General features: G+C 62.1%; 17 protein-coding genes and 3 tRNA genes. 10 read left to right on the forward strand and 10 right to left on the reverse strand.

What is annotated here, in order from left to right; genetic code table 11:
* Positions 1–13: 13 nt before the first annotated feature.
* Positions 14–1,345, reverse strand: coding sequence for a 30S ribosomal protein S12 methylthiotransferase RimO (rimO, locus tag ACN6NG_RS05380; protein WP_059394723.1), 1,332 nt, complete (start codon positions 1,343–1,345; stop codon positions 14–16).
* Between the two features lie 236 nt (positions 1,346–1,581).
* On the opposite strand from rimO, the gene ACN6NG_RS05385 reads away from it, so the two are divergent.
* A complete protein-coding gene (locus ACN6NG_RS05385) occupies positions 1,582–3,492 on the forward strand; it encodes a potassium transporter Kup (RefSeq protein ID WP_063427441.1) in 1,911 nt (636 codons plus the stop codon).
* Between the two features lie 134 nt (positions 3,493–3,626).
* Here the strand turns inward: ACN6NG_RS05385 and ACN6NG_RS05390 are convergent, their stop codons facing one another.
* The 5 genes from ACN6NG_RS05390 to ACN6NG_RS05410 form a co-directional block, all read right to left on the reverse strand.
* Positions 3,627–4,919, reverse strand: coding sequence for a virulence factor family protein (locus ACN6NG_RS05390; protein ID WP_474313151.1), 1,293 nt, complete (start codon positions 4,917–4,919; stop codon positions 3,627–3,629).
* Positions 4,919–7,561, reverse strand: coding sequence for a bifunctional lysylphosphatidylglycerol flippase/synthetase MprF (gene mprF, locus ACN6NG_RS05395; RefSeq protein WP_474313152.1), 2,643 nt, complete (start codon positions 7,559–7,561; stop codon positions 4,919–4,921). Before mprF ends, ACN6NG_RS05390 begins: the two co-directional genes overlap by 1 nt.
* Before the next feature lie 260 nt (positions 7,562–7,821).
* Positions 7,822–7,898 (reverse strand) — tRNA-Met (locus ACN6NG_RS05400).
* 134 nt (positions 7,899–8,032) lie between these two features.
* Positions 8,033–8,109: transfer RNA gene (locus tag ACN6NG_RS05405), tRNA-Met, on the reverse strand.
* A 134-nt stretch (positions 8,110–8,243) separates the two neighbouring features.
* Positions 8,244–8,320: transfer RNA gene (locus ACN6NG_RS05410), tRNA-Met, on the reverse strand.
* A 220-nt stretch (positions 8,321–8,540) separates the two neighbouring features.
* On the opposite strand from ACN6NG_RS05410, the gene dinB reads away from it, so the two are divergent.
* Entirely contained in the window at positions 8,541–9,599 is a 1,059-nt protein-coding gene (gene dinB / locus ACN6NG_RS05415; protein ID WP_162465281.1) for a DNA polymerase IV, read from the forward strand.
* 27 nt (positions 9,600–9,626) lie between these two features.
* Here dinB and ACN6NG_RS05420 read toward each other — a convergent pair whose 3' ends face one another.
* The 3 genes from ACN6NG_RS05420 to ACN6NG_RS05430 form a co-directional block, all read right to left on the reverse strand.
* Complete coding sequence (locus tag ACN6NG_RS05420; RefSeq protein WP_016498315.1) at positions 9,627–10,580, reverse strand: hypothetical protein; 954 nt, start codon at positions 10,578–10,580, stop codon at positions 9,627–9,629.
* 20 nt (positions 10,581–10,600) lie between these two features.
* Positions 10,601–12,316: a proline--tRNA ligase gene (locus tag ACN6NG_RS05425; RefSeq protein WP_016498316.1), complete on the reverse strand. Its 1,716-nt coding sequence runs from the start codon at positions 12,314–12,316 to the stop codon at positions 10,601–10,603.
* A 160-nt stretch (positions 12,317–12,476) separates the two neighbouring features.
* Entirely contained in the window at positions 12,477–13,757 is a 1,281-nt protein-coding gene (locus ACN6NG_RS05430) for an OprD family porin (protein ID WP_016488662.1), read from the reverse strand.
* A gap of 692 nt (positions 13,758–14,449) precedes the next feature.
* Between ACN6NG_RS05430 and ACN6NG_RS05435 the strand changes: the two genes are divergently transcribed.
* Together ACN6NG_RS05435 and ACN6NG_RS05440 are read left to right on the forward strand one after the other, a co-directional pair.
* Positions 14,450–14,869, forward strand: a complete 420-nt coding sequence (locus tag ACN6NG_RS05435) for an HIT family protein (RefSeq protein WP_016498317.1) — start codon at positions 14,450–14,452, stop codon at positions 14,867–14,869.
* 1 nt (position 14,870) lies between these two features.
* Complete coding sequence (locus tag ACN6NG_RS05440; RefSeq protein ID WP_016498318.1) at positions 14,871–15,077, forward strand: SlyX family protein; 207 nt, start codon at positions 14,871–14,873, stop codon at positions 15,075–15,077.
* Between the two features lie 62 nt (positions 15,078–15,139).
* Here the strand turns inward: ACN6NG_RS05440 and ACN6NG_RS05445 are convergent, their stop codons facing one another.
* Positions 15,140–15,733, reverse strand: coding sequence for a cold-shock protein (locus tag ACN6NG_RS05445; protein WP_016488659.1), 594 nt, complete (start codon positions 15,731–15,733; stop codon positions 15,140–15,142).
* A 279-nt stretch (positions 15,734–16,012) separates the two neighbouring features.
* Here ACN6NG_RS05445 and ACN6NG_RS05450 point away from each other — a divergent pair, with 279 nt between their 5' ends.
* The 6 genes from ACN6NG_RS05450 (at position 16,013) to ruvC (ending at position 20,714) form a co-directional block, all read left to right on the forward strand.
* Positions 16,013–16,486 carry a Dps family protein gene (locus tag ACN6NG_RS05450; protein ID WP_003254783.1) on the forward strand — a complete coding sequence of 158 codons (474 nt, stop codon included), beginning with the start codon at positions 16,013–16,015 and terminating at the stop codon, positions 16,484–16,486.
* Between the two features lie 141 nt (positions 16,487–16,627).
* On the forward strand, positions 16,628–16,957 hold the full coding sequence (locus tag ACN6NG_RS05455) for a ribbon-helix-helix domain-containing protein (RefSeq protein ID WP_016488658.1): 330 nt from the start codon (positions 16,628–16,630) through the stop codon (positions 16,955–16,957).
* A 92-nt stretch (positions 16,958–17,049) separates the two neighbouring features.
* Positions 17,050–17,271 carry an FmdB family zinc ribbon protein gene (locus ACN6NG_RS05460; protein ID WP_016498320.1) on the forward strand — a complete coding sequence of 74 codons (222 nt, stop codon included), beginning with the start codon at positions 17,050–17,052 and terminating at the stop codon, positions 17,269–17,271.
* A 93-nt stretch (positions 17,272–17,364) separates the two neighbouring features.
* Entirely contained in the window at positions 17,365–19,140 is a 1,776-nt protein-coding gene (aspS, locus tag ACN6NG_RS05465; RefSeq protein WP_016498321.1) for an aspartate--tRNA ligase, read from the forward strand.
* Positions 19,141–19,254: 114 nt separating this feature from the next.
* The gene (locus ACN6NG_RS05470; RefSeq protein WP_043201932.1) at positions 19,255–20,001 is read left to right on the forward strand and encodes a YebC/PmpR family DNA-binding transcriptional regulator; all 747 of its coding nucleotides are present in this window, start codon (positions 19,255–19,257) and stop codon (positions 19,999–20,001) included.
* A gap of 188 nt (positions 20,002–20,189) precedes the next feature.
* A complete protein-coding gene (gene ruvC, locus ACN6NG_RS05475; protein WP_016498323.1) occupies positions 20,190–20,714 on the forward strand; it encodes a crossover junction endodeoxyribonuclease RuvC in 525 nt (174 codons plus the stop codon).
* The last annotated feature ends 98 nt before the right edge of the window (positions 20,715–20,812 follow it).

The raw sequence follows: 20,812 nt of genomic DNA on the forward strand, positions 1-20,812 counted from the left end.
GGTTTCAGCCGTTTTAGATGGGCTCTGCCCACATGTCGTATTCGTCGGCATCCACTACACGGCAACGCACTTTGTCGCCTGGCTTGAAGCCATGGTCGCCATCGATGAACACGCTGCCGTCGATTTCCGGGGCATCGAAGAAGCTGCGGCCAACCGAACCTTGCTCCTCAACTTCGTCGATCAGCACTTCGATTTCCTTGCCGATGCGCAGTTGCAGGCGGGCGGTGCTGATGGCCTGCTGGTGGGCCATGAAGCGGTCCCAGCGCGCTTGCTTGATGTCGTCCGGCACTTCTTCCAGGCCCAGGTCGTTGGCCGGGGCGCCTTCTACCGGCGAGTACTGGAAGCAGCCCACACGGTCGAGCTGGGCTTCGGTCAGCCAGTCCAGCAGGTACTGGAAGTCTTCCTCGGTCTCGCCCGGGAAGCCGACAATGAAGGTGGAGCGGATCACCAGCTCAGGGCACTGTTCGCGCCAGTTCTTGATGCGCGCCAGGGTGCGGTCTTCGAAGGCAGGGCGCTTCATCGACTTGAGCACTTTCGGGCTGGCGTGCTGGAACGGGATGTCCAGGTACGGCAGGATCTTGCCGGCGGCCATCAGCGGGATAACGTCGTCGACGTTCGGGTACGGGTACACATAGTGCAGGCGTACCCAGGCACCCAGGCTGCTCAGGGCCTCGCACAGTTCGAGCATGCGGGTCTTGACCGGGCGGCCGTTCCAGAAGTCGGTCTTGTACTTGACGTCGACGCCGTAGGCGCTGGTGTCCTGGGAAATCACCAGGATCTCCTTGACCCCGGCCTTGACCAGGCGCTCGGCCTCGCTCAGCACTTCACCCACCGGGCGGCTGACCAGCTTGCCGCGCATCGACGGGATGATGCAGAAGCTGCAGCTGTGGTTGCAGCCTTCGGAAATTTTCAGGTACGCATAGTGGCGCGGGGTCAGCTTGATGCCCTGTGGCGGCACCAGGTCGATCAGTGGGTTGTGGTCCTGGCGTGGCGGTACCACTTCGTGCACGGCGTTGACCACCTGCTCGTACTGCTGTGGGCCGGTGACCGACAGCACGCTGGGGTGCACGTCACGGATGCTGCCTTCCTCGACACCCATGCAGCCGGTGACGATGACCTTGCCGTTTTCCTTGATCGCTTCGCCGATCACTTCCAGCGACTCGGCCTTGGCGCTGTCGATGAAGCCGCAGGTGTTGACCACCACCACGTCGGCGTCCTCGTAGGTGGGCACGACTTCATAACCTTCCATGCGCAGCTGGGTGAGGATGCGCTCGGAATCGACCAGGGCTTTTGGGCAACCCAGGCTTACGAAACCTACCTTGGGGGTGGCGGGCGTGGTGGACATGACTAACCTCGGTATTGAATGCAGGTCGCCCGGCCGGAATCGCGGGCGATCTTGACGGGCGCTTTTTGGCGCCTCTGATCAAAAAGTGCGCAATTCTAGCGAGCGCAAGGTCGCTTGACCAGCAGAAATACGACGAACGCTGCGCTATGCTTCGCGCCGTTGCGTGAAGGTGCCTTCGGGGGCCAGGCGCGCGAGTGAATACTAAAGGCCGAGATGGCCGTCTGCGGGAGTGGTCGATGGTTCAGGCAAGCAGTCACGCCGAGGGCGGGCACGCGGGGAAGCAGGGGGCGGCGCGGTCGCTGGGCCTGCTCGTGGCGGCGGTCGGGGTGGTTTATGGCGATATTGGCACCAGCCCGTTGTATACCCTCAAGGAAGTCTTCACCGGCGGCTACGGGGTGCCGGTCAACCATGATGGCGTGTTGGGGATCCTGTCGCTGATCCTGTGGTCGCTGTTGTGGGTGGTGTCGTTCAAGTATGTGATGTTCATCCTGCGCGCCGACAACCAGGGCGAGGGTGGCACCATGGCGCTGACCGCGCTGGCGCGGCGGGCTACGGCCGCCTACCCGCGGTTGCGTACGCTGATGGTAATCTGCGGTTTGATCGGCGCTTCGCTGTTCTATGGCGACAGCATGATCACCCCGGCGGTATCGGTGCTCTCGGCCGTGGAGGGCATGGGCCTGGCGTTTGACGGAATCGACCACTGGGTGGTGCCGATTTCGCTGGTGGTGCTGGTGGCGCTGTTCCTGGTGCAGAAGCACGGCACCGAGAAAATCGGCAAGCTGTTCGGCCCGATCATGGTCACCTGGTTCGTGGTGCTGGGCGCATTGGGCGTGCACGGCATCTCACAGAGCCCGGAAGTGCTCAAGGCCTTCAACCCGGGCTGGGCGGTGAACTTCTTCGTGGTTCACCCAGGCATGGGCGTAGCCATCCTCGGTGCCGTGGTGCTGGCGCTAACCGGTGCCGAGGCGCTGTATGCCGACATGGGCCATTTTGGTCGCAAGCCGATCGCCCGGGCCTGGTTCATCCTGGTGCTGCCCGCGTTGGTGCTCAACTATTTCGGCCAGGGTGCACTGCTGCTGCAAAACCCGGAGGCGGCCCGCAACCCCTTCTATCTGCTGGCGCCGAGCTGGGCGCTGCTGCCGTTGGTCGGGTTGGCCACAATGGCCACTGTGATCGCCTCGCAGGCGGTCATTTCCGGGGCCTTTTCCCTGACCCGACAGGCCATCCAGCTGGGTTACATTCCGCGCATGCAGATCCAGCACACCTCCAGCGACGAGCAGGGCCAGATCTACATTGGCGCCGTGAACTGGACGCTGATGGTGGGCGTGGTGCTGCTGGTGATCGGCTTCGAGTCGTCCGGCGCCCTGGCGGCGGCCTACGGCGTGGCAGTAACCGGCACCATGCTGATGACCACCATTCTGGTGTCGGCGGTGATGCTGCTGTTGTGGAAGTGGCCGCCGGTGCTGGCAGTACCGATCCTGGTGGGCTTCCTGTTTGTGGATGGGCTGTTCTTCGCCGCCAACGTGCCGAAAATCTTCCAGGGCGGTGCCTTCCCGGTGCTGGCTGGCGGTGTGCTGTTCCTGCTGATGAGCACCTGGAAGCGCGGTAAGCAGATCCTGGTGGAGCGCATTGACGAAGGTGCGCTGCCATTGCCGCTGTTCATCAGCAGTATCCGCATTCAGCCGCCGCACCGGGTCGAAGGGACGGCGGTGTTCCTCACTGCCCGGTCGGATGCAGTGCCCCACGCCTTGTTGCACAACATGCTGCATAACCAGGTGCTGCACAGCCAGGTGGTGTTGCTGACTGTGGTCAGCGAGGACCGGCCGCGGGTACCGGAGCAGGAGCGCTTCGAGGTGGAGGCTTATGGTGACGGGTTCTTCCGAGTGCTCTTGCACTTTGGCTTCATGGACGAGCCCGACGTGCCGGCGGCATTGAAGCTGTGCCATCTGGACGATCTGGACTTCACCCCGATGCGCACCACTTACTTCCTCAGCCGCGAGACGGTAATCGCTTCGCGGCTGGAAGGGATGTCGCGCTGGCGGGGCAACCTGTTCGCGTTCTTGCTGAAGAATGCCAACGGTAACCTGCGCTTCTTCAACCTGCCGCTTAACCGGGTGATCGAACTGGGGACCCAGGTCGAGATCTGATTGCCAAGGGCTGCTATGCAGCCCATCGCCGGCAAGCCAGGCTCCCACAGGGGCAGCACAACGGTGGAGCTGTGCGCAGTAGATGTGGGAGCCTGGCTTGCCAGCGATGGGCCGCAAAGCGGCCCCAATCATTATCAGTTCTGTTCGGCGACGCTGGACTTGCCCTGGCGTGTCTCGATCTCACCAATCAAGCGCTTGGCCAGCGCCGGGTAGTTCTCATCAAAGTGGTGCCCCCCAGGCAGCTTCAGGCGCTCACCCACCGCAGTCTTTTCGGTGCAACCGCTTTCGTCGGTCTCTTCCACGCCATACACGCACACCACCTTGGCGGCCGGCAGCCTGGCCATTTCCGGTCCGGTTGGTGCTTCCTGGCCTTCCTTGCCCAGCCAGCCCTCGACCTCGATCTCGAAGCTGCCGCTGCGGGCAAAGGCCAGCAGCATCACTGCGTCGATGCGTTGCTGGTCCTCCACCGGCAGGCGGTTGTAGATTGCCGGCAGCACATCGGCACCGAACGAATAGCCAGTCAGTACAAAGCGCTTGGTACCCCACTTCTGCCGGTAATGTTGCATCAGCTCGGACAGGTCGGCCGCACTTTGCTCCGGGGTCTTGTGCTGCCAGTAATAGCGCAGGGTGTCGATACCCACCACCGGGTAGCCCAGCTTGGCCATTTCCCCGGCGACATCGCGGTCCAGGTCACGCCAGCCGCCGTCACCGGAGAGGAACAGGGTGACTGTGTCGGTGGTCTGCCCGGCCGGCACTTCTACCACGGGGATGGCCAGGGCGTTGCCATCGTGGCCTACCAGCGCCTGGGTCAGCTGGGCCTTGAGTACTTGTGGCAAGTGGATGTCGTAGTCACTGATGCTGGTTTCGGCATTGGCCTGGTCGCGTACGAACGCGGCACTGGCGTCATCCGGGTTGTCGTTCCAGGCGACGTTCCAGTGGCCATGCGCAGCCGCTGTGGGCAGCGGTGCCTGGCAGCCGGGTTGCTCGACGGTGAAGTCCACGGAAATAGCCCGGGCCTTGTCATCGTTCTGGCTGGCCAGCCAGCGCCAGGCCTGGGCGGCGCCAGGGCCGATACCAGCGACCAATGTCGGCTTGTCCGACAGCTCGGCCAGGGCCTGGCCCATGACCTGTTGCTGCTTGCTGCAGTCGTTAGGCGGCAAAACCACCTGCACCAGCTGAGCTTCACCGGCCTGGCTCAGGTCAAGCAACTGCTTGTCCGTCAGCGCCTGATCCTGTGGCACACCGATGGCCACCCGGGCCTTGGGGTGCACGCCCGGGGTCACGCGGGTGATGCTGGCGCCATTGCTGCTCAATTGCTCCAGGCGCGCCTCGGGGGCCGGACGCGTCCACAGCCAGAATGCCAGCACCCCTCCCAGGGCGGCCAGCAGCAGAGTAACCAGCAGGTACAGCCAAAAGCGTCGGGTCATCAACGTTTCACCAATCCAGTCAGGCCGCCTGCAATCAGGGCGGCAGTATCGGCCAGTGCCACAAGCGGGTCGAGCCCGGCCGGCACGGCCATGTAGCGGGGTTCCCAATCCGGTTGGAACTTGTCCTTGAAGCGTCGAAGCCCCTGGAAGTTGTAAAGCTGTTCGCCACGGCGGAACACCATCGAGCCCAGGCGCTGGGTCAGGGGCGCGCCACGCCGCGGCTGCAGGCCTGAAAGCGGCACCATGCCCAGGCTGAAGCGGGAATACTCATGGCTTTTGTAGTGCAGGATCAGGCCGATCATCATGAACTCCATGGTCAGCTTCGGTGCCTCGGGGTGTGCACGCATCAGGTCGAGGCTGGCCAGCTCGTTGCTGTGGGTCTCCAGCAGGTTGGCGAACGCCACCGGCCGGCCCTGGAAGCGGATCAGGGCGATGCGGAAATGCTGCAGGTACTCCGGGCTAAAGCGCCCCAGCGAGAAGCCTTTTTCGCGCACGCTTTTACCGCCGAGCCAGGCATCGGAAATTTCCTTCAGCTCTGCCAGCGGGGCGTGGCCAGGTTCGTGAATTTCGAGGCTCAGGCCGTCGCGGCCACCGCGGTTCCACGTGTAGCGCAGGTCCTTCATCTCTTTGCCCTTGGCTTCGAGGTCGAAGCGGCGCAAGTCCACCCGGGCTTCTTCGCCCAGCTTCAGTGCGGTCAGGCCAATGTCCATATAGAACGGCAGGTTTTCGGCGCGCACCTGGTAGAACACTGGCCGGGCGTGATGCAGGTCGCACAGGTCACGGAACTGCCAGATCATTTCGGCGCGTTCCTGGGCCGGGCCGATCGGGTCGTACAGGGCCACCAGGCTACGGCCGCGACGCGCGTACATAAGGAAGGCATTGTCGCGTGGGTGAAACAGCAACGCCTTGTCGCCGGTCAGGGCCAGGCCGCCGTCGGGCTGGTCGGAGGCCAGCAGGATACGGTTGGCGCGCTGCAGTTCTTCGTCGTCGGGCAGGTGGATCACCGGCGGCGCGGTGCGCAGCAGCCAGGTCAGCGCCAAGGCAGCCAGCAGCAAGGCGCTGCCCATGGCGGCGCGCAGGCCGCGCGGGGCATCGGCGTCGAGGGTGAACTGCCACCACAGCTGATGGCTGTAGGGCACATCCTGGTAGGCAAACAACAGCAGCCACACCGATGCGCCGACCGCACAGGCACTGGCCACCAGGAACACTGGCGAAAATGGCAGCTCCAGCAGGCGGCTGGGGCGGTAGAACGAGCGACGGAACAGGGCCAGCAGGGCCGCGGTGAAGGTCAGCAGGCAAGCCTCTTCCCAGTCAAAACCCTTGAGCAGCGACAGCAGGGCACCGACCAGGAGCAGCACGGTGGTCAGCAGCCAGGCCGCGGACAGCCGCCGGCGCAGGCCTTGGGCCAGCAACAGGCACAGCACGCCGATCAGGCTCGCGCCAAAGTGCGAGGCATCGATCAGCCGGTGCGGCACCAGGAAGCCCATGTGCTCCAGGCGCGTGTCGATCTCGGGCGTGACGCCGGAAAACAGCAGCACCACCCCAGACAGGAATACCATTATCGACAGGATGGGGGCGGCCATCCCGGAGGCGGCCTTGATGGCCTGCTGCGCGAACAGCAGGCGCCGGGCTTCATTGGCCAGCAGCAGTACGCAGGCCAGCAGCAGGGGCAGCACCACATAGATCAGCCGGTACAGCAGCAGGGCGGCCGCCAGCGGCGCGGCACCGAGCTGGTCGGCAAAGGCCGCCAGCAGGATGGCTTCGAACACCCCGACGCCGCCCGGTACGTGGCTGAGCACCCCTGCGGCCAGGGCCAGCAGGTACACCATCACAAACGCGCCAAAGGGTGGTGCTTCGGGCAGCAGCAGATACAGTACGGTGGCGGCCGCTGCCACATCCAGCGCGGTAATCAGCAGTTGCAGGGCGGCCAGGCGCGCGCCCGGCAGGCGCAGTGTGCGGCGGCCCAGTTGCACCAGCAGGTTATTGGCCAGCGGCTGTTCGGCCAGGCGCCGGCGGTACAAGCCGAACACCAGCAGGGCGGACGCCACCAGCACGGCGGCGGCGATACCTGCCAGCAGGCCAGGCGCCAACCCCAGTGCGGTCGAGGCTGCCGGCAGGTCGCTCAAGGTTGCCAAGGCGGCGAGGGGGGGCAGCGCGCAGCCCAGCGACAGGCTGGCAAACACGGTCATGCGTGCGACTTCGCCAGCGCCCAGCCCCTGGCGTGCATACAGGCGGTAGCGCACCGAGCCACCCGAAAGCATCGACAGGCCGATGGCGTTGCCGATGGCAAAGGCGCTGAAGCCGCCAAGCACCAGGCTGCGTGCCGGCAGTTTCACGCCGGCATAGCGGCTGGCCGACCACTCGTAACCCAGCAGGATCACGAAGCCGATCACGGTCGCCAGCAAGGCACCCAGCACTGACTGGGCCGGTACGCTGAGCATGGCATCGTGCAAGGCATAGATGTCCAGCTCGCTCAGCAGGTGGCGGCAGGCAATCAACGCCATGGTGAACAGCACCAGGGTCACTGCCAGGCCGATGGGCTGGCGGTAGCGGCTCACGCGTTCGAGCAAGGGCAGACGCTGCACGGCACCCGGTAGCGCCGAGGCCAGTGGCACCGGAGGTTCGGGGTTGTGAGAAGTCATAGGTTGCCTCGGGCATGCAGCGCGAGGTTGAGGGGAGGTACGGCCAAGTGAAAGTCCCTTAGGAAAACGTATCCAATGTTACTCCAGCCTCAGGCGCTTTCAGCGGCTTGGCAGGGTTAAAGATAGTTCATCCTGGGCTGGATGCCTCAAGCCTGCGGGTTGGCTGGAGGGCGGGAAAATCGATGCGACTAAAAGCAGGGAGGGCAGAAGCAACAAACCCCGCGCTGCTGTTACACAGGCGGGGTTTGTTCTGACGAATATGGTTGCGGGAGCCGGATTTGAACCGACGACCTTCGGGTTATGAGCCCGACGAGCTACCAGGCTGCTCCATCCCGCGTCAGTGGGGCGGATTCTACAGCGTGTGGTTTGTATGTCAAGCGCTAAGCTTTGATTTGTCGATGTTTTTCCGATGATACTTTTCAGCGGACAAAGAAAAAGGCCACTGCGTTAACAGTGGCCTTTTCTTGAACTTGGTTGCGGGAGCCGGATTTGAACCGACGACCTTCGGGTTATGAGCCCGACGAGCTACCAGACTGCTCCATCCCGCGTCTGTGGGGCGCATTCTACAGTTTGCTGAGTGGGTGTCAAGCGCTAAGCTTTGATTTATCAAAGGTTTTTCGGTTTTACTTTTTAGAAGGCAAAGAAAAAGGCCACTGTATGAACAGTGGCCTTTTCTTGAATCTGGTTGCGGGAGCCGGATTTGAACCGACGACCTTCGGGTTATGAGCCCGACGAGCTACCAGGCTGCTCCATCCCGCGCCTGTGAGATCGAATTCTACGGATTTACGCCACAGTGTCAAGCAGTTTCATTGAAAAATCCTTTTTTGTTCAAACCCTTAGCGCTCGTCAGCAGCAAGCGGCTCAGGCGCGACGGGGCTTTCAGGCAGTTTGTCGTGTGATGCAGCGGGTAAGGTGTTTCAGGCAGGTCGCATGCGATACTATCTGTATGAATTTACAGTGCTGACGGCCATCCATGTCCTTGCGCAAGATCATCCACGTCGACTGCGATTGCTTCTACGCCGCGATCGAGATGCGTGACGACCCCCGCCTGGCCGGGCGGCCCATGGCGGTTGGGGGCTCGCCTGAGCACCGTGGGGTGATCGCTACCTGCAACTATGAAGCGCGTGCCTATGGTGTGCGCTCGGCCATGTCGTCACGGCATGCACTGAAGCTGTGCCCCGACCTGTTGATCGTCAAGCCGCGCTTCGAGGCCTACCGTGAGGCCTCGCGGGAAATCCATGCGATCTTCCGCGACTACACCGAGCTGATCGAGCCTTTGTCGCTGGACGAAGCCTACCTGGATGTAAGTGACAGCCAGTGGTATTCGGGCAGTGCCACGCGCATCGCCGAGGATATCCGCCGGCGTGTCGCCCGCACCCTGCATATCACCGTGTCGGCGGGCGTGGCGCCAAACAAGTTCCTGGCCAAGATTGCCAGTGACTGGCGCAAGCCCAACGGGCTGTTCGTGATTACCCCGGGCGAGGTGGAGGCCTTTGTCGCCGCCTTGCCGGTGGCCAGGCTGCATGGGGTGGGCAAGGTGACGGCAGATAAACTGACGCGGCTGGGCATCGAAACCTGCCTTGACCTGCGTGAATGGTCGCGCCTGGCACTGGTGCGTGAGTTTGGCAGCTTTGGCGAGCGTTTGTGGGGGCTGGCGCGGGGTATAGATGACCGTGCAGTACAAAATGACAGCCGCAGGCAGTCGGTCAGTGTGGAAAACACTTACGACACCGACCTGCCGGACCTGGCCAGTTGCCTGGCGCGGTTACCCGAGCTGCTGGAGAGCCTGAACGAGCGTATTGCCCGTATGGACAGCAGTTATCGGCCGGACAAGCCGTTCGTCAAGGTCAAGTTCCATGACTTCAGCCAGACCACGATGGAGCAGGCAGGGGCCGGGCGGGACCTTGAAAGTTATCGACAGCTTCTGGGGCAGGCATTCGCCCGGGGTGGCAAGCCGGTGCGCTTGCTGGGAGTAGGGGTGAGGTTGCGCGATTTGCGCGGAGCGCATGAGCAGTTGGAGCTGTTTACGCCTGAATGAAAAGGGGCCGCATAGCGGCCCCTTCTTTTACTGCACGCCCGGATCTGCCACCAACCGGCCAGTGGCCTTGGTCAGCGATTGCAGAAATTCCTGCTGCAGCTCCGGATCGTTGCGGGTCAGCTCGATCAGGCTTTGTTCCATTTCACTGGCTTCTTCTTCAAGGCCCAGCTCCGACAGACGCTTGACCCGATGTACCCACTGGCCGACATCATCATCTTCGAGGTCGTCGAAGATCAGCTCATGGGCTTCGAGCAGCTTGTTGCGCAAGGTGGCGCTGACCAGCAGGCTGGCATCACCCCGCACCGCGTTGTCCTCGTCGAGTACCTGAAGGTGCAGGGTGCCGACGTGGTTAAGGTTCTGCTCGGAGAACGGGCTGTCGAGCAGGTTCAGGCGCAGCACGCCGTTCCTGTCGGTGGTCAGCTCGTGGGTCATCTTGCCGGCCTTGACCTCGACCAGGCGTTCGCTCCAGGGCACGCTGGTAGATTCCTCGCGCTTGCCTTTCTGCACTTCGCTGATCCCGGCCAGGTTCTGCTGGGCACGCCCGTTGGATGGCACGTTCATGAACGGGTTGAGCCCGTCCACGCCATAGCTCAGCCAATCATGGGTGATGCTTTCCGGCAGGTTGCCCAAGGCGAAGACGTTGACCACGTTGGCGCCGACGCCCGCTACCACGGCCACTGCACCCAGCGGGATCTCGTAGACCTCCCGCCAGGGCTGGTAAGGCGTGTAGCGGTCATAGCGACGGGTGACTTCGAACTCGGTGACTTCGAAGCGCTTCTGCTCATGCACGCGTACACGTCGTTGCGGCAGCTCCATCACCTTTGGCTCGCCGACATCGATCTGCAGGGTGTGCTCGAGCAATTTGCGCTCGACGCGCTCCTCGTGGTCGCTGCGCTGGGACATCTGGTTGGCGCAGCCGCTGACGAGCAGGGCGCCGCACAGTGCGGCGCCCCCCAGGGTAAAGGTACTTCGCTTGAACATGATCACTCGTGCATTGGTTATCAGCGGCGAACGCGGGCCTGCAGGAAGCTCAGCACTTCATTGAGCGGCAACGCCTGGGCGTCCTGCTCGGTGCGGTGCTTGTACTCCAGGTTGCCTTCGGCCAGGCCGCGATCGCTGACGACGATGCGGTGTGGAATGCCGATCAGCTCCATGTCGGCAAACTTGATGCCTGGGCTGGTCTTCTTGTCGCGGTCGTCCAGCAGCACTTCAAAGCCGGCAGCGGTCAGTTCGGCGTACAGCTTGTCGGTTGCCTCGCGAACCACCTCGGTTTCGTAGCGCAGCGGTACCAGGGCGATCTGGAACGGCGCCAGGGCATCGTTCCAGATGATGCCCTTGTCGTCATAGCTCTGCTCGATGGCAGCGGCGACCACGCGGGACACACCAATACCGTAGCAGCCCATCGACAGAACCACCGGCTTGCCGTTCTCTCCCAGTACCTGGCACTTCAGCGCTTCGCTGTACTTGGTGCCCAGCTGGAAGATGTGGCCCACTTCAATGCCGCGCTTGATCACCAGGGTGCCCTGGCCGTCCGGGCTTGGGTCGCCTTCAACCACGTTACGCAGGTCGGCGACCTGTGGAACCGGCAGGTCGCGCTCCCAGTTCACGCCGAAGTAGTGCTTGTCGTCGATGTTGGCGCCGATGCCGAAGTCGCTCATCAGGGCAACCGAACGGTCGATGATGCATTCCAGCGGCAGGTTCAGCGGGCCGAGCGAGCCGGCACCGGCGCCAATGGCGTCGCGCAGTTCGGCTTCGGTGGCCATGACCAGAGGGTCGGCAACCTGTTCCAGCTTGGTGGCCTTGATTTCGTTCAGCTCGTGGTCGCCGCGAACGATCAGTGCAATCAGCTTGCCTTCTTCAGCGCCGCGCACGATCAGGGTCTTGACGGTCTTCTCGATCGCCAGGCCGTGGTTTTCAACCAGTTGTGCGATGGTCTTGGCCTCTGGCGTGTCGACCAGGCGCAGCTCCTCGGTAGGGGCAGGGCGCACGGTTTCACGCGGGATGGCCTCGGCCTTCTCGATGTTGGCGGCGTAGTCGGAGCTGTCGCTGAAGATCACGTCGTCTTCGCCGGACTCGGCCAGTACGTGGAATTCGTGCGAGTAGCTGCCACCGATCGAGCCGGTGTCGGCCTGCACTGGGCGGAAGTCCAGGCCCAGGCGGGTGAATACGTTGCTGTACGCCTGGTGCATGCGGTCGTAGGTTTCCTGCAGGGAAGCCTGGTCGGCATGGAACGAGTAGGCGTCCTTCATGATGAACTCGCGGCCGCGCATCAGGCCGAAGCGCGGGCGGATCTCGTCACGGAACTTGGTCTGGATCTGGTACATGTTGAGCGGCAGCTGTTTATAGCTGGACAGCTCGTTACGGGCCAGGTCGGTGATGACTTCTTCGTGGGTCGGGCCAACGCAGAAGTCGCGCTGGTGGCGGTCCTTCAGGCGCAGCAGCTCAGGGCCGTACTGTTCCCAGCGGCCGGACTCCTGCCACAGCTCGGCAGGCTGGATGCTTGGCATCAGCACTTCCAGGGCACCGGCGGCGTTCATTTCCTCACGCACCACGGCCTCGACCTTGCGCATTACCCGCAGGCCCATCGGCAGCCAGGTGTACAGGCCGGAGGCCAGTTTGCGGATCATGCCGGCACGCAGCATGAGCTGATGGCTGATGACCACTGCGTCGGCAGGGGTTTCTTTCTGGGTGGCGAGCAAATATTGACTGGTGCGCATGGTTAGCCGTGTCGATTGCCTAAGACGTTGAAATAGCCCCGCATTGTACGGGGGCGAAACGAAGGCGTACAGGATGCCCCAGGGCGGGCCGCTTGTCAGCCAAGAAAAAGCCCGGCGAGATCGCCGGGCTTTTTCAGGTGCGGAGCACTGCAAGCCAGGCTTACAGGATGCTCAGCGGGTACTCCACGATCAGGCGCAGTTCGTCGATCGAGCTCGAACCGTAGTAAACGCCGTCGCTGGAGCGGTAGGTGGCCTGACGCACGCGCAAGCTCAGGTCTTTGGCCGGGCCGCTCTGCAGTACGTACTTGACGTCTACGTCGCGTTCCCATTCCTTGCCGTTGTTGGTGCTTTCGGTAGTGGCACCCGAGCCGCGAACATAGCGGGTCATGAAGGTCAGGCCAGGTACGCCGTATTCGGCGAAGTTCAGGTCGTAGCGCGCCTGCCAGGACTTCTCGTCTTCGGCGTTGAAGTCGGAGCGGGCAACGGAGTTGGCCAGGAAGATGGTGCCGCCACCGTCGACGCCGTAAGCGTAGTCGCCGTCGCCGCTGACCTTCTGGTAAGCCAGGGTGAAGGTGTGGGCGCCAATGTTGTAGGCGGCCGAGAGGCTGGCTGCAATGTTGTCCAGTTCGTTGCTGCCGTCAGCCTTGCTGACGAATGCGCCGGTCAGGTTGTCGCCGATGGACTTGGTGTCATAGATGTTGAAGTCGAACACCAGGCCTTGCTTGTCGCTGATCGGCAGCGCCCAGTTGATGTTGCCGTACCACTTGCGGAAGTGGTCTTCAATGCGCGAGTAGTAGACGCTGGTGCTGAGGTTGTCGTTGATGGCATAGGTGCCACCGAAGACGTTGGCCTCGGTCAGGCGCAGGCTGTCGTGGTAAGTCTGAGCCTGGGCGTTCAGCGCGGTGAAGTGACCGGCGTGCAGGGTGAGGCCATCGATTTCGTTGCTGGTGATCAGGCCACCTTCAGCAACCTCTGGCAGCAGTCGGCTATCGTCGGTGGCCAGTACCGGCAGGGCGGTGAACTGGTCGCCAAACTTCAGTACGGTATTGGACACGCGCAGTTTTACTGCACCGCCGCCTTCGGAGTAGTCATCTTGCGAACGGCCATCGGAGGCAGTCGGGAACAGGCCGGTGCCGGCGCGGCCTTTGCCGCTGTCCAGTTTCAGGCCCAGCATGCCGATGGCGTCAACGCCGAAGCCTACGGTGCCCTGGGTGAAGCCCGATTCGAAGGTGCCCAGGAAGCCCAGGCCGGTTTCTTCGACGCGGCTCTTGCCGCTGTCGTTGTTACGGAAGTCACGGCTGAAGTACAGCATGCGGGTTTTTACGTTCAGCTTGCTGTCTTCGAGGAAACCTTTGGACTCGTCTTGTGCCGAGGCCATTGCCAACTGCGAGGTCCCTGCCGCAACGGCCAGGGCGATCATGCTCCACTTCATCACGCGCATCGTGATTTGCTCCTTTGGTTTTTAGGAAGAGTACCGCCGCGCCCAAGTGTTTTAGTTATAGGGTGCAGCTCTTTCTTGTTATGTCGGCGAAAATGTATAGCACGCTGACTGTTGTTGGCGATATGGCTATATAGACTCTTTACGGAACTTTTTTGCCATGTCGCTTTTAGGTATTTCCATGTCGCAAATCACGCCCCGGTTTATGGGCCGTATAACGCCAGCGCTGTTCCTGTCACCGTAACGAATCTGTAACTACGGATTCTGGTTGAGGAAACTCCCTGGTAACCAATGCCGCTGTTGTTATTTGTCGCGTACACCTGCCACTGCAGATGTCGTGCCGACTTGGCGTGAAGTGAATGCAACAAGCGTGCTCAAAATTCGCAACACTTCATGAAATTTTCACAAAATCTGCTACCGAGGGTCGGAAAGTGCCGTAAACACGGGGCGAAGGCTGCCTCAGGGCATGATGGAGTCGAGAATCATTAAAATTTAAAAAGCTGTCATGAAAGTCAATGTGTTACCGCAACTTGTTCATCCAGAGTCGTTTGTGGGGTGACAAGTGTGGTGGCGGCGCGCAGGCGGCCTCATTTTGGTGCGAAAAGTAGCGCTGTGTTACCGGGAATGTGCAAGGTATCCTTGCAGGCCTGTTTTCCGCTTGAAAGCGGGTTGTTTTTGCCTGAAGGAGATATGCCGTGTTCGTCCTGGATTCGCGTTTGCAGCAGGATTCCCTGGTGCTGGGGGAGTTTGCGTTGTGCCAGCTGTTGCTGAGCAAGGATGCCAACTACCCATGGTTCATCCTGGTGCCCAAGCGCGCCGGCATCAGCGAGCTGTTCGAGCTGGAAGCGGCAGAGCAGCAGCAGTTGTGGCAGGAAACCACCCTGCTGGCTGAAGCACTGAAGGCCAGCTACGGCGCCGACAAGATGAACGTGGCCACCCTGGGCAATGTGGTCAGCCAGTTGCACATGCACGTGATCGTGCGCCAGCGTGACGATGCCGCCTGGCCAGCACCGGTGTGGGGCAAGTGCCCGGCCGTGGCCTACCGCGACGACCAGTTGCAAGCCATTCGCCAGCGCGTGCGTGGGCTGCAGCTTGCTGGCTATCAGGAGGCCTGACATGTCGCTGGAATTGCGAATCGTCGAACTGGAAACCCGCCAGGCGTTCCAGGATGACACCCTGCAGGCGTTGAATGATGTGGTGGTCGAGCAGGCGCAGGTGATCGAGCGGCTGAAATTACAGGTGGCCGAACTGATCAAGCGCCATGAAGAGATGGTCGGCCAGTACGGCACCGAGGGGGAGGAGGCGCCGCCGCCTCATTACTGATCACACGAATCCTGGTGGGCGCGGGCATGCCCGCGCCCACCAGGAGCGCTATCGCAAGACAATCAGCGGCGGGTAACTGCCACCACATCTTCGGCCTGCAGGCCCTTGTCGCGGTGCATCACCGAAAACTCCACGCGCTGGCCTTCGACCAGGATGCGGTGGCCTTCGCCGCGTATGGCACGAAAGTGCACGAAGATGTCATCACCCGAATCGCGGGAGATGAAACCAAAGCCTTTCGAGGTGTTGAACCACTTCACCGTGCCGGTATCACGGTTGCCAGCATCCTGGGCGGCATGCTGGCTGCTGCGTGCCTTGCGCGGGCTGCGGGCAAAGCCCACCGCCAGGTGCAGGGCCACGGCCAGTGCCGCACAGACCAGCGCCGCGAGGTTGCCCATTTCCGGGCGAGCCAGCAGCGTCAGGGTCTGCAGCACCACCGCCACCACCAGCAGGGCGCAGGCAAGGTGCTGCAACTGCTGACGGGCGCCGCGGTAGTACAGCGGTACGACCGGGGCCAGGACCAGGTTGAGCAGGCCGAGCAGGGCAAGGTAGACCGCGTCGGGTTGTTGCAGGAAGGGTGTTGCATCGGTTTTCAGGCTGGGTATGAGCGATAGCAGCAAGGCTGCCACGCCCGTCACCAGATGGACGATCTTGAACATGGAGTTGGCTCACAGTTGATAAGGCCGATCACAGGAAGAGCTGGCAGCACGGTGCGCATGAGGTGTAGGGCGCGAACACGTGACAAGCCAGCCTATGCACCCGGCAATGACAGTCCGCACGGGTGGCACGGTGCCTATTTAACAGCAAAGGCGAAGGCTACTCAAACCGCAGGCCTCAGTGGCGATGTGTTGCGCCATGTCACAGGCAGTGTGGGGCAAGTGTTGCTACAGTGGTCGGCGTCCGCTTGAGTCTCAAGCCTTATGGAAAGGGGAACTTCAATGGCAATCGATATCGGTATCAGTGAAGAAGATCGCAAGTCCATCGTCGATGGGCTGTCCCGCCTGTTGTCGGATACCTACGTGCTGTATCTGAAAACCCATAATTTTCACTGGAACGTCACCGGTCCGTCGTTCCGCACCCTGCACCTGATGTTCGAAGAGCAGTACAACGAACTGGCACTGGCGGTCGATTCGATTGCCGAGCGCATCCGTGCCCTGGGCTTCCCTGCGCCGGGGTCTTATGCATTCTATGCACGGCATTCCTCTATCAAGGAGGAGGAAGGCGTACCACCGGCGGACGAGATGATCCGCCAGCTGGTCCAGGGCCAGGAGGCCGTGGTGCGTACTGCGCGCAGCATTTTCCCGGTAGTGGACAAGGTCAGTGACGAGCCAACTGCCGACTTGCTGACCCAGCGCATGCAGGTGCACGAGAAAACCGCGTGGATGCTGCGGGTATTGCTCGACGGCAAGTAATCAACAAGCGGCAAGTCCCCGGCAGGTGCAGCACAAGGCTGCGCCTGTCGGTAACTGTGCGGGAAGACTTTGCCGCTGCTCTAAACCTGCTGCCCAGCGCTTCATTGGTCACCTGTTACCGGTGACGAGGAAGTAGGGCGCATGATGCAAGCGAGCAAGCGTGTGGCTGGTCAGGGGAGCTGGCCAGGAAAACAGTGCATTGATCCGTTCAAGGCAGATTTCGATATGTTGCAGACGCAGCCGGTGTCACGTTCGGTGCGGCTCAACGGTTTTTCCACCTGTCTGCGTCTGGAGGCCGTCTACTGGGGCATACTGGAACGCATCGCCGCCGCCAACCGCTGTTCGGTCAGTGCGGTGTTGTCCTACGTGGACCGCGAAGTGCACCTGCGCCAGGGTGGGGTGCGCAACTTCAGTGGGCTGATTCGGGTAATCTGCGTTGCCTGGCTGCAAGACCCGCCAAGTGTGCGCTGATCGCCTGGCGGGCTGCGCAGTGCTTGCTAACCATATATAATCCCGCTTTTTGCTGCCTTGGCAGCGAGCGTTGTGGTTGACGAGAGACACCCATGCCCCTTTATGACTATCAATGTGCATCCTGCGAGCACCGCATGGAAGCACTGCAGAAGATCAGCGCCGCGCCGCTGACCGATTGCCCGGCCTGCCAGGCGCCGGCGCTGAAGAAGCTGCTGTCGGTGCCAGGCTTCCGCCTGAGCGGTAATGGTTGGTACGAAACCGACTTCAAGACCGGGGCGAAAAAGAATCTTGCAGGCGGCGACAAGGCCGACTGAGTTGAATGCTGTGACCGGGTCTTGCAGTATTAGCCCTCCGGGCGGCCAAGGCCTCCACCGAATACACGAATCACGAGAAGCGAAACCACCATCATGATGCGCAGCCATTATTGCGGCCAACTGAACGAGAGCCTGGACGGCCAGGAAGTCACCCTTTGCGGCTGGGTCCATCGTCGCCGCGACCACGGCGGGGTGATCTTCCTCGACATCCGTGACCGCGAAGGCATGGCCCAGGTCGTGTTCGACCCGGATCGCGCCGAAACCTTCGCCGCCGCCGACCGCGTGCGCAGCGAATACGTCGTGCAAGTCACCGGCAAGGTGCGCAAGCGCCCTGACGGCGCGGTGAATGCCAACATGGCCTCCGGTGCCATCGAGATCCTTGGCTACCAGCTGACCGTGCTGAACGAAGCAGAAACCCCGCCGTTCCCGCTGAACGAATACTCCGACGTCGGCGAGGAAACCCGCCTGCGTTACCGCTTCATCGACCTGCGTCGCCCGGAAATGGCCGAGAAGCTGCGTCTGCGTTCGCGCATCACCACCAGCATCCGTCGCTTCCTCGATGAAAACGGCTTCCTCGACGTCGAAACGCCGATCCTGACCCGTGCCACCCCGGAAGGCGCGCGTGACTACCTGGTGCCAAGCCGTACCCACGCCGGTAGCTTCTTCGCCCTTCCGCAGTCGCCCCAGCTGTTCAAGCAGCTGCTGATGGTCGCCGGCTTCGACCGCTACTACCAGATCGCCAAGTGCTTCCGTGACGAAGACCTGCGTGCTGACCGCCAACCGGAATTCACCCAGATCGACATCGAGACCAGCTTCCTCGATGAAAGCGAGATCATGGGCCTGACCGAGAGCATGATCCGCAAGCTGTTCAAGGAAGTGCTGGACCTGGAATTCGGCGAATTCCCGCACATGACCTTCGAAGAAGCCATGCGCCGTTACGGCTCCGACAAGCCAGACCTGCGTAACCCGCTGGAACTGGTCGACGTTGCCGACCAGCTGAAGGATGTCGACTTCAAGGTATTCGCAGGCCCGGCCAACGATCCGAAGTGCCGCGTTACCGCCCTGCGCGTGCCTGGCGCCGCCAGCATGCCGCGCAGCAAGATCGACGAGTACACCAAGTTCGTTGGCATCTACGGTGCCAAGGGCCTGGCGTACATCAAGGTCAACGAGCGCGCCAAGGGCGTCGAAGGCCTGCAGTCGCCGATCGTCAAGAACATCCCTGAAGCCAACCTCAACGTGATCCTCGATCGCGTTGGCGCGGTCGATGGCGACATCGTTTTCTTCGGTGCCGACAAGTTCAAGATCGTCAGCGAGGCCCTGGGCGCACTGCGCATCAAGGTCGGCAACGACTTCAACCTGCACACCTGCGAGTGGGCACCGATGTGGGTCGTCGACTTCCCGATGTTCGAAGAGAACGAAGACGGCAGCTTCACCGCGCTGCACCACCCGTTCACCGCGCCGAAGTGCTCGCCGGAAGAGCTTGAGGCCAACCCGGCCACAGCCCTGTCCCGTGCCTATGACATGGTCCTGAACGGTACTGAGCTGGGTGGCGGTTCGATCCGTATCCACCGCAAAGAGATGCAACAGGCTGTGTTCCGCCTGCTGGGCATCGAAGCGGCGGAACAGGAAGAGAAGTTCGGCTTCCTGCTCGACGCCCTGAAGTTCGGTGCGCCGCCGCACGGTGGCCTGGCCTTTGGTCTGGACCGCTTGGTCATGCTGATGACCGGCGCCCAGTCGATCCGTGAAGTGATCGCCTTCCCGAAAACCCAGAGCGCCGCGTGCGTCATGACTCAGGCCCCTGGCCTGGTCGACGCCAAGGCCCTGCGCGAGCTGCACATCCGACTGCGCGAACAGACCAAGGTCGAGTAAGCGGTCCCCGGGCGCATCCACATGGATGCGCCTTTGCGTTTCGGCGCAGGTATTTTCCCGTCCCGCCCCGTACAGGGGCGGGGCTGTTTGTGATTCAAAGTATTCGGAGTCGTTATGGCTGGTCATTCCAAGTGGGCGAACATCAAGCACCGCAAAGAGCGCCAGGATGCCAAGAGAGGCAAGGTCTTCACCAAGTGGATCCGCGAGCTGACCGTGGCTGCCAAGCAGGGTGGTGCTGACCCGGCATCCAACCCGCGCCTGCGTCTGGCGCTGGACAAGGCCTTGGGCGCCAACATGAGCCGCGACATCATCGATCGCGCCGTGGCCCGTGGTGCCGGCACCAACGAAAGCGACAACGTCGAAGAGCTCAGCTACGAAGGTTACGGTCCGGGTGGCGTGGCGATCATGGTCGAGACCATGACCGACAACCGCAACCGCACCGCCGCCGCCGTGCGGCATGCCTTCACCAAATGTGGCGGCAACCTGGGTACCGACGGCTCGGTGGCCTACCTGTTCGAGCGCAAGGGGCAGATCAGTTTTGCCCCGGGCGTGGATGAAGACGCGCTGATGGAAGCGGCGATGGAAGCCGATGCTGACGACGTGGTGGCCAACGATGACGGCTCGTTCGACGTGTTCACCTCGTTCAACAGCTTCTATGCCGTGCGTAACGCCCTGGAAGAGGCTGGTTTCAAGGCCGATGACGCAGAAATCGTCATGCAGCCGACCACCAGTGCCGAGCTCGACCAGGACGGTGCTGAAAAGGTGCTCAAGCTGATCGACATGCTCGAAGACCTGGATGACGTGCAGAACGTCTACTCCAATGCCCAGATTTCCGACGAGATCATGGAAAATATCGGCTAAGGTCTCCTGACCCTTCGCGTCAAGGCTGCTATTGGGGCCGCTGCGCAGCCCATCGCCGGCAAGCCAGCTCCCACAGGTACAGTGCATTTCTTAAGGCCTGCACTGTACTCGTGGGAGCTGGCTTGCCGGCGATGGGTCGCGCAGCGGCCCTAATGGTCTTGAACCGTGAGCTTTGAACGACAGGCACTATGACTCTGATTCTTGGTATCGACCCCGGTTCGCGCATCACCGGCTACGGCGTAGTACGCCAGACCGCCCGTGGTTGCGAGTACGTGGCGTCGGGCTGTATCCGCACCGGCAGCGGCGAGCTGCACGAGCGGCTGCAGATCGTTTTTCGTGGTGTCAGTGAAATCATCGCGCAGCACGAACCGGTGACCATGGGCATCGAGCGGGTGTTCATGGCGCGCAATGCCGACTCGGCGCTGAAGCTCGGCCAGGCCCGCGGCGCGGCTATCGTCGCTGCCGCCGAAGCCGGCCTGGAAATCGCTGAATACAGCGCCACACAGGTCAAGCAAGCGGTGGCCGGCACCGGTGGGGCCAACAAGGAGCAGGTGATGATGATGGTCATGCACCTGCTGAAACTGACGCAAAAGCCGCAGATCGACGCCTCCGATGCTTTGGCCATCGCGTTGTGCCACGCTCACACCCGTTCCAGCCTGGTGCCCCATGGGCTGGCAACGGCGCGGCGGCGCGGCGGGCGCTTGCGTCTGTAGGCGCTTCATGCGCTGATACACATTTTGTTCGGGTGATGCGTTCACCCGTTGCATTTGCTGATAGGGTTGAGCGGTCTTTGACCGGCTCCCCGAGAGGA

This window comes from Pseudomonas sp. TSO6, assembly GCF_056098905.1.

What these genes read in the sequence shown, in the direction of transcription:
- rimO (WP_059394723.1), bottom strand. Translation starts at nt 1,345, where the DNA reads ATGTCCACCACGCCCGCCACCCCCAAGGTAGGTTTCGTAAGCCTGGGT.
- ACN6NG_RS05385 (WP_063427441.1), top strand. Translation starts at nt 1,582, where the DNA reads ATGGTTCAGGCAAGCAGTCACGCCGAGGGCGGGCACGCGGGGAAGCAG.
- ACN6NG_RS05390 (WP_474313151.1), bottom strand. Translation starts at nt 4,919, where the DNA reads ATGACCCGACGCTTTTGGCTGTACCTGCTGGTTACTCTGCTGCTGGCC.
- mprF (WP_474313152.1), bottom strand. Translation starts at nt 7,561, where the DNA reads ATGACTTCTCACAACCCCGAACCTCCGGTGCCACTGGCCTCGGCGCTA.
- ACN6NG_RS05420 (WP_016498315.1), bottom strand. Translation starts at nt 10,580, where the DNA reads ATGTTCAAGCGAAGTACCTTTACCCTGGGGGGCGCCGCACTGTGCGGC.
- ACN6NG_RS05425 (WP_016498316.1), bottom strand. Translation starts at nt 12,316, where the DNA reads ATGCGCACCAGTCAATATTTGCTCGCCACCCAGAAAGAAACCCCTGCC.
- ACN6NG_RS05430 (WP_016488662.1), bottom strand. Translation starts at nt 13,757, where the DNA reads ATGCGCGTGATGAAGTGGAGCATGATCGCCCTGGCCGTTGCGGCAGGG.
- ACN6NG_RS05440 (WP_016498318.1), top strand. Translation starts at nt 14,871, where the DNA reads ATGTCGCTGGAATTGCGAATCGTCGAACTGGAAACCCGCCAGGCGTTC.
- ACN6NG_RS05445 (WP_016488659.1), bottom strand. Translation starts at nt 15,733, where the DNA reads ATGTTCAAGATCGTCCATCTGGTGACGGGCGTGGCAGCCTTGCTGCTA.
- ACN6NG_RS05450 (WP_003254783.1), top strand. Translation starts at nt 16,013, where the DNA reads ATGGCAATCGATATCGGTATCAGTGAAGAAGATCGCAAGTCCATCGTC.
- ACN6NG_RS05455 (WP_016488658.1), top strand. Translation starts at nt 16,628, where the DNA reads ATGATGCAAGCGAGCAAGCGTGTGGCTGGTCAGGGGAGCTGGCCAGGA.
- ACN6NG_RS05460 (WP_016498320.1), top strand. Translation starts at nt 17,050, where the DNA reads ATGCCCCTTTATGACTATCAATGTGCATCCTGCGAGCACCGCATGGAA.
- aspS (WP_016498321.1), top strand. Translation starts at nt 17,365, where the DNA reads ATGATGCGCAGCCATTATTGCGGCCAACTGAACGAGAGCCTGGACGGC.
- ACN6NG_RS05470 (WP_043201932.1), top strand. Translation starts at nt 19,255, where the DNA reads ATGGCTGGTCATTCCAAGTGGGCGAACATCAAGCACCGCAAAGAGCGC.
- ruvC (WP_016498323.1), top strand. Translation starts at nt 20,190, where the DNA reads ATGACTCTGATTCTTGGTATCGACCCCGGTTCGCGCATCACCGGCTAC.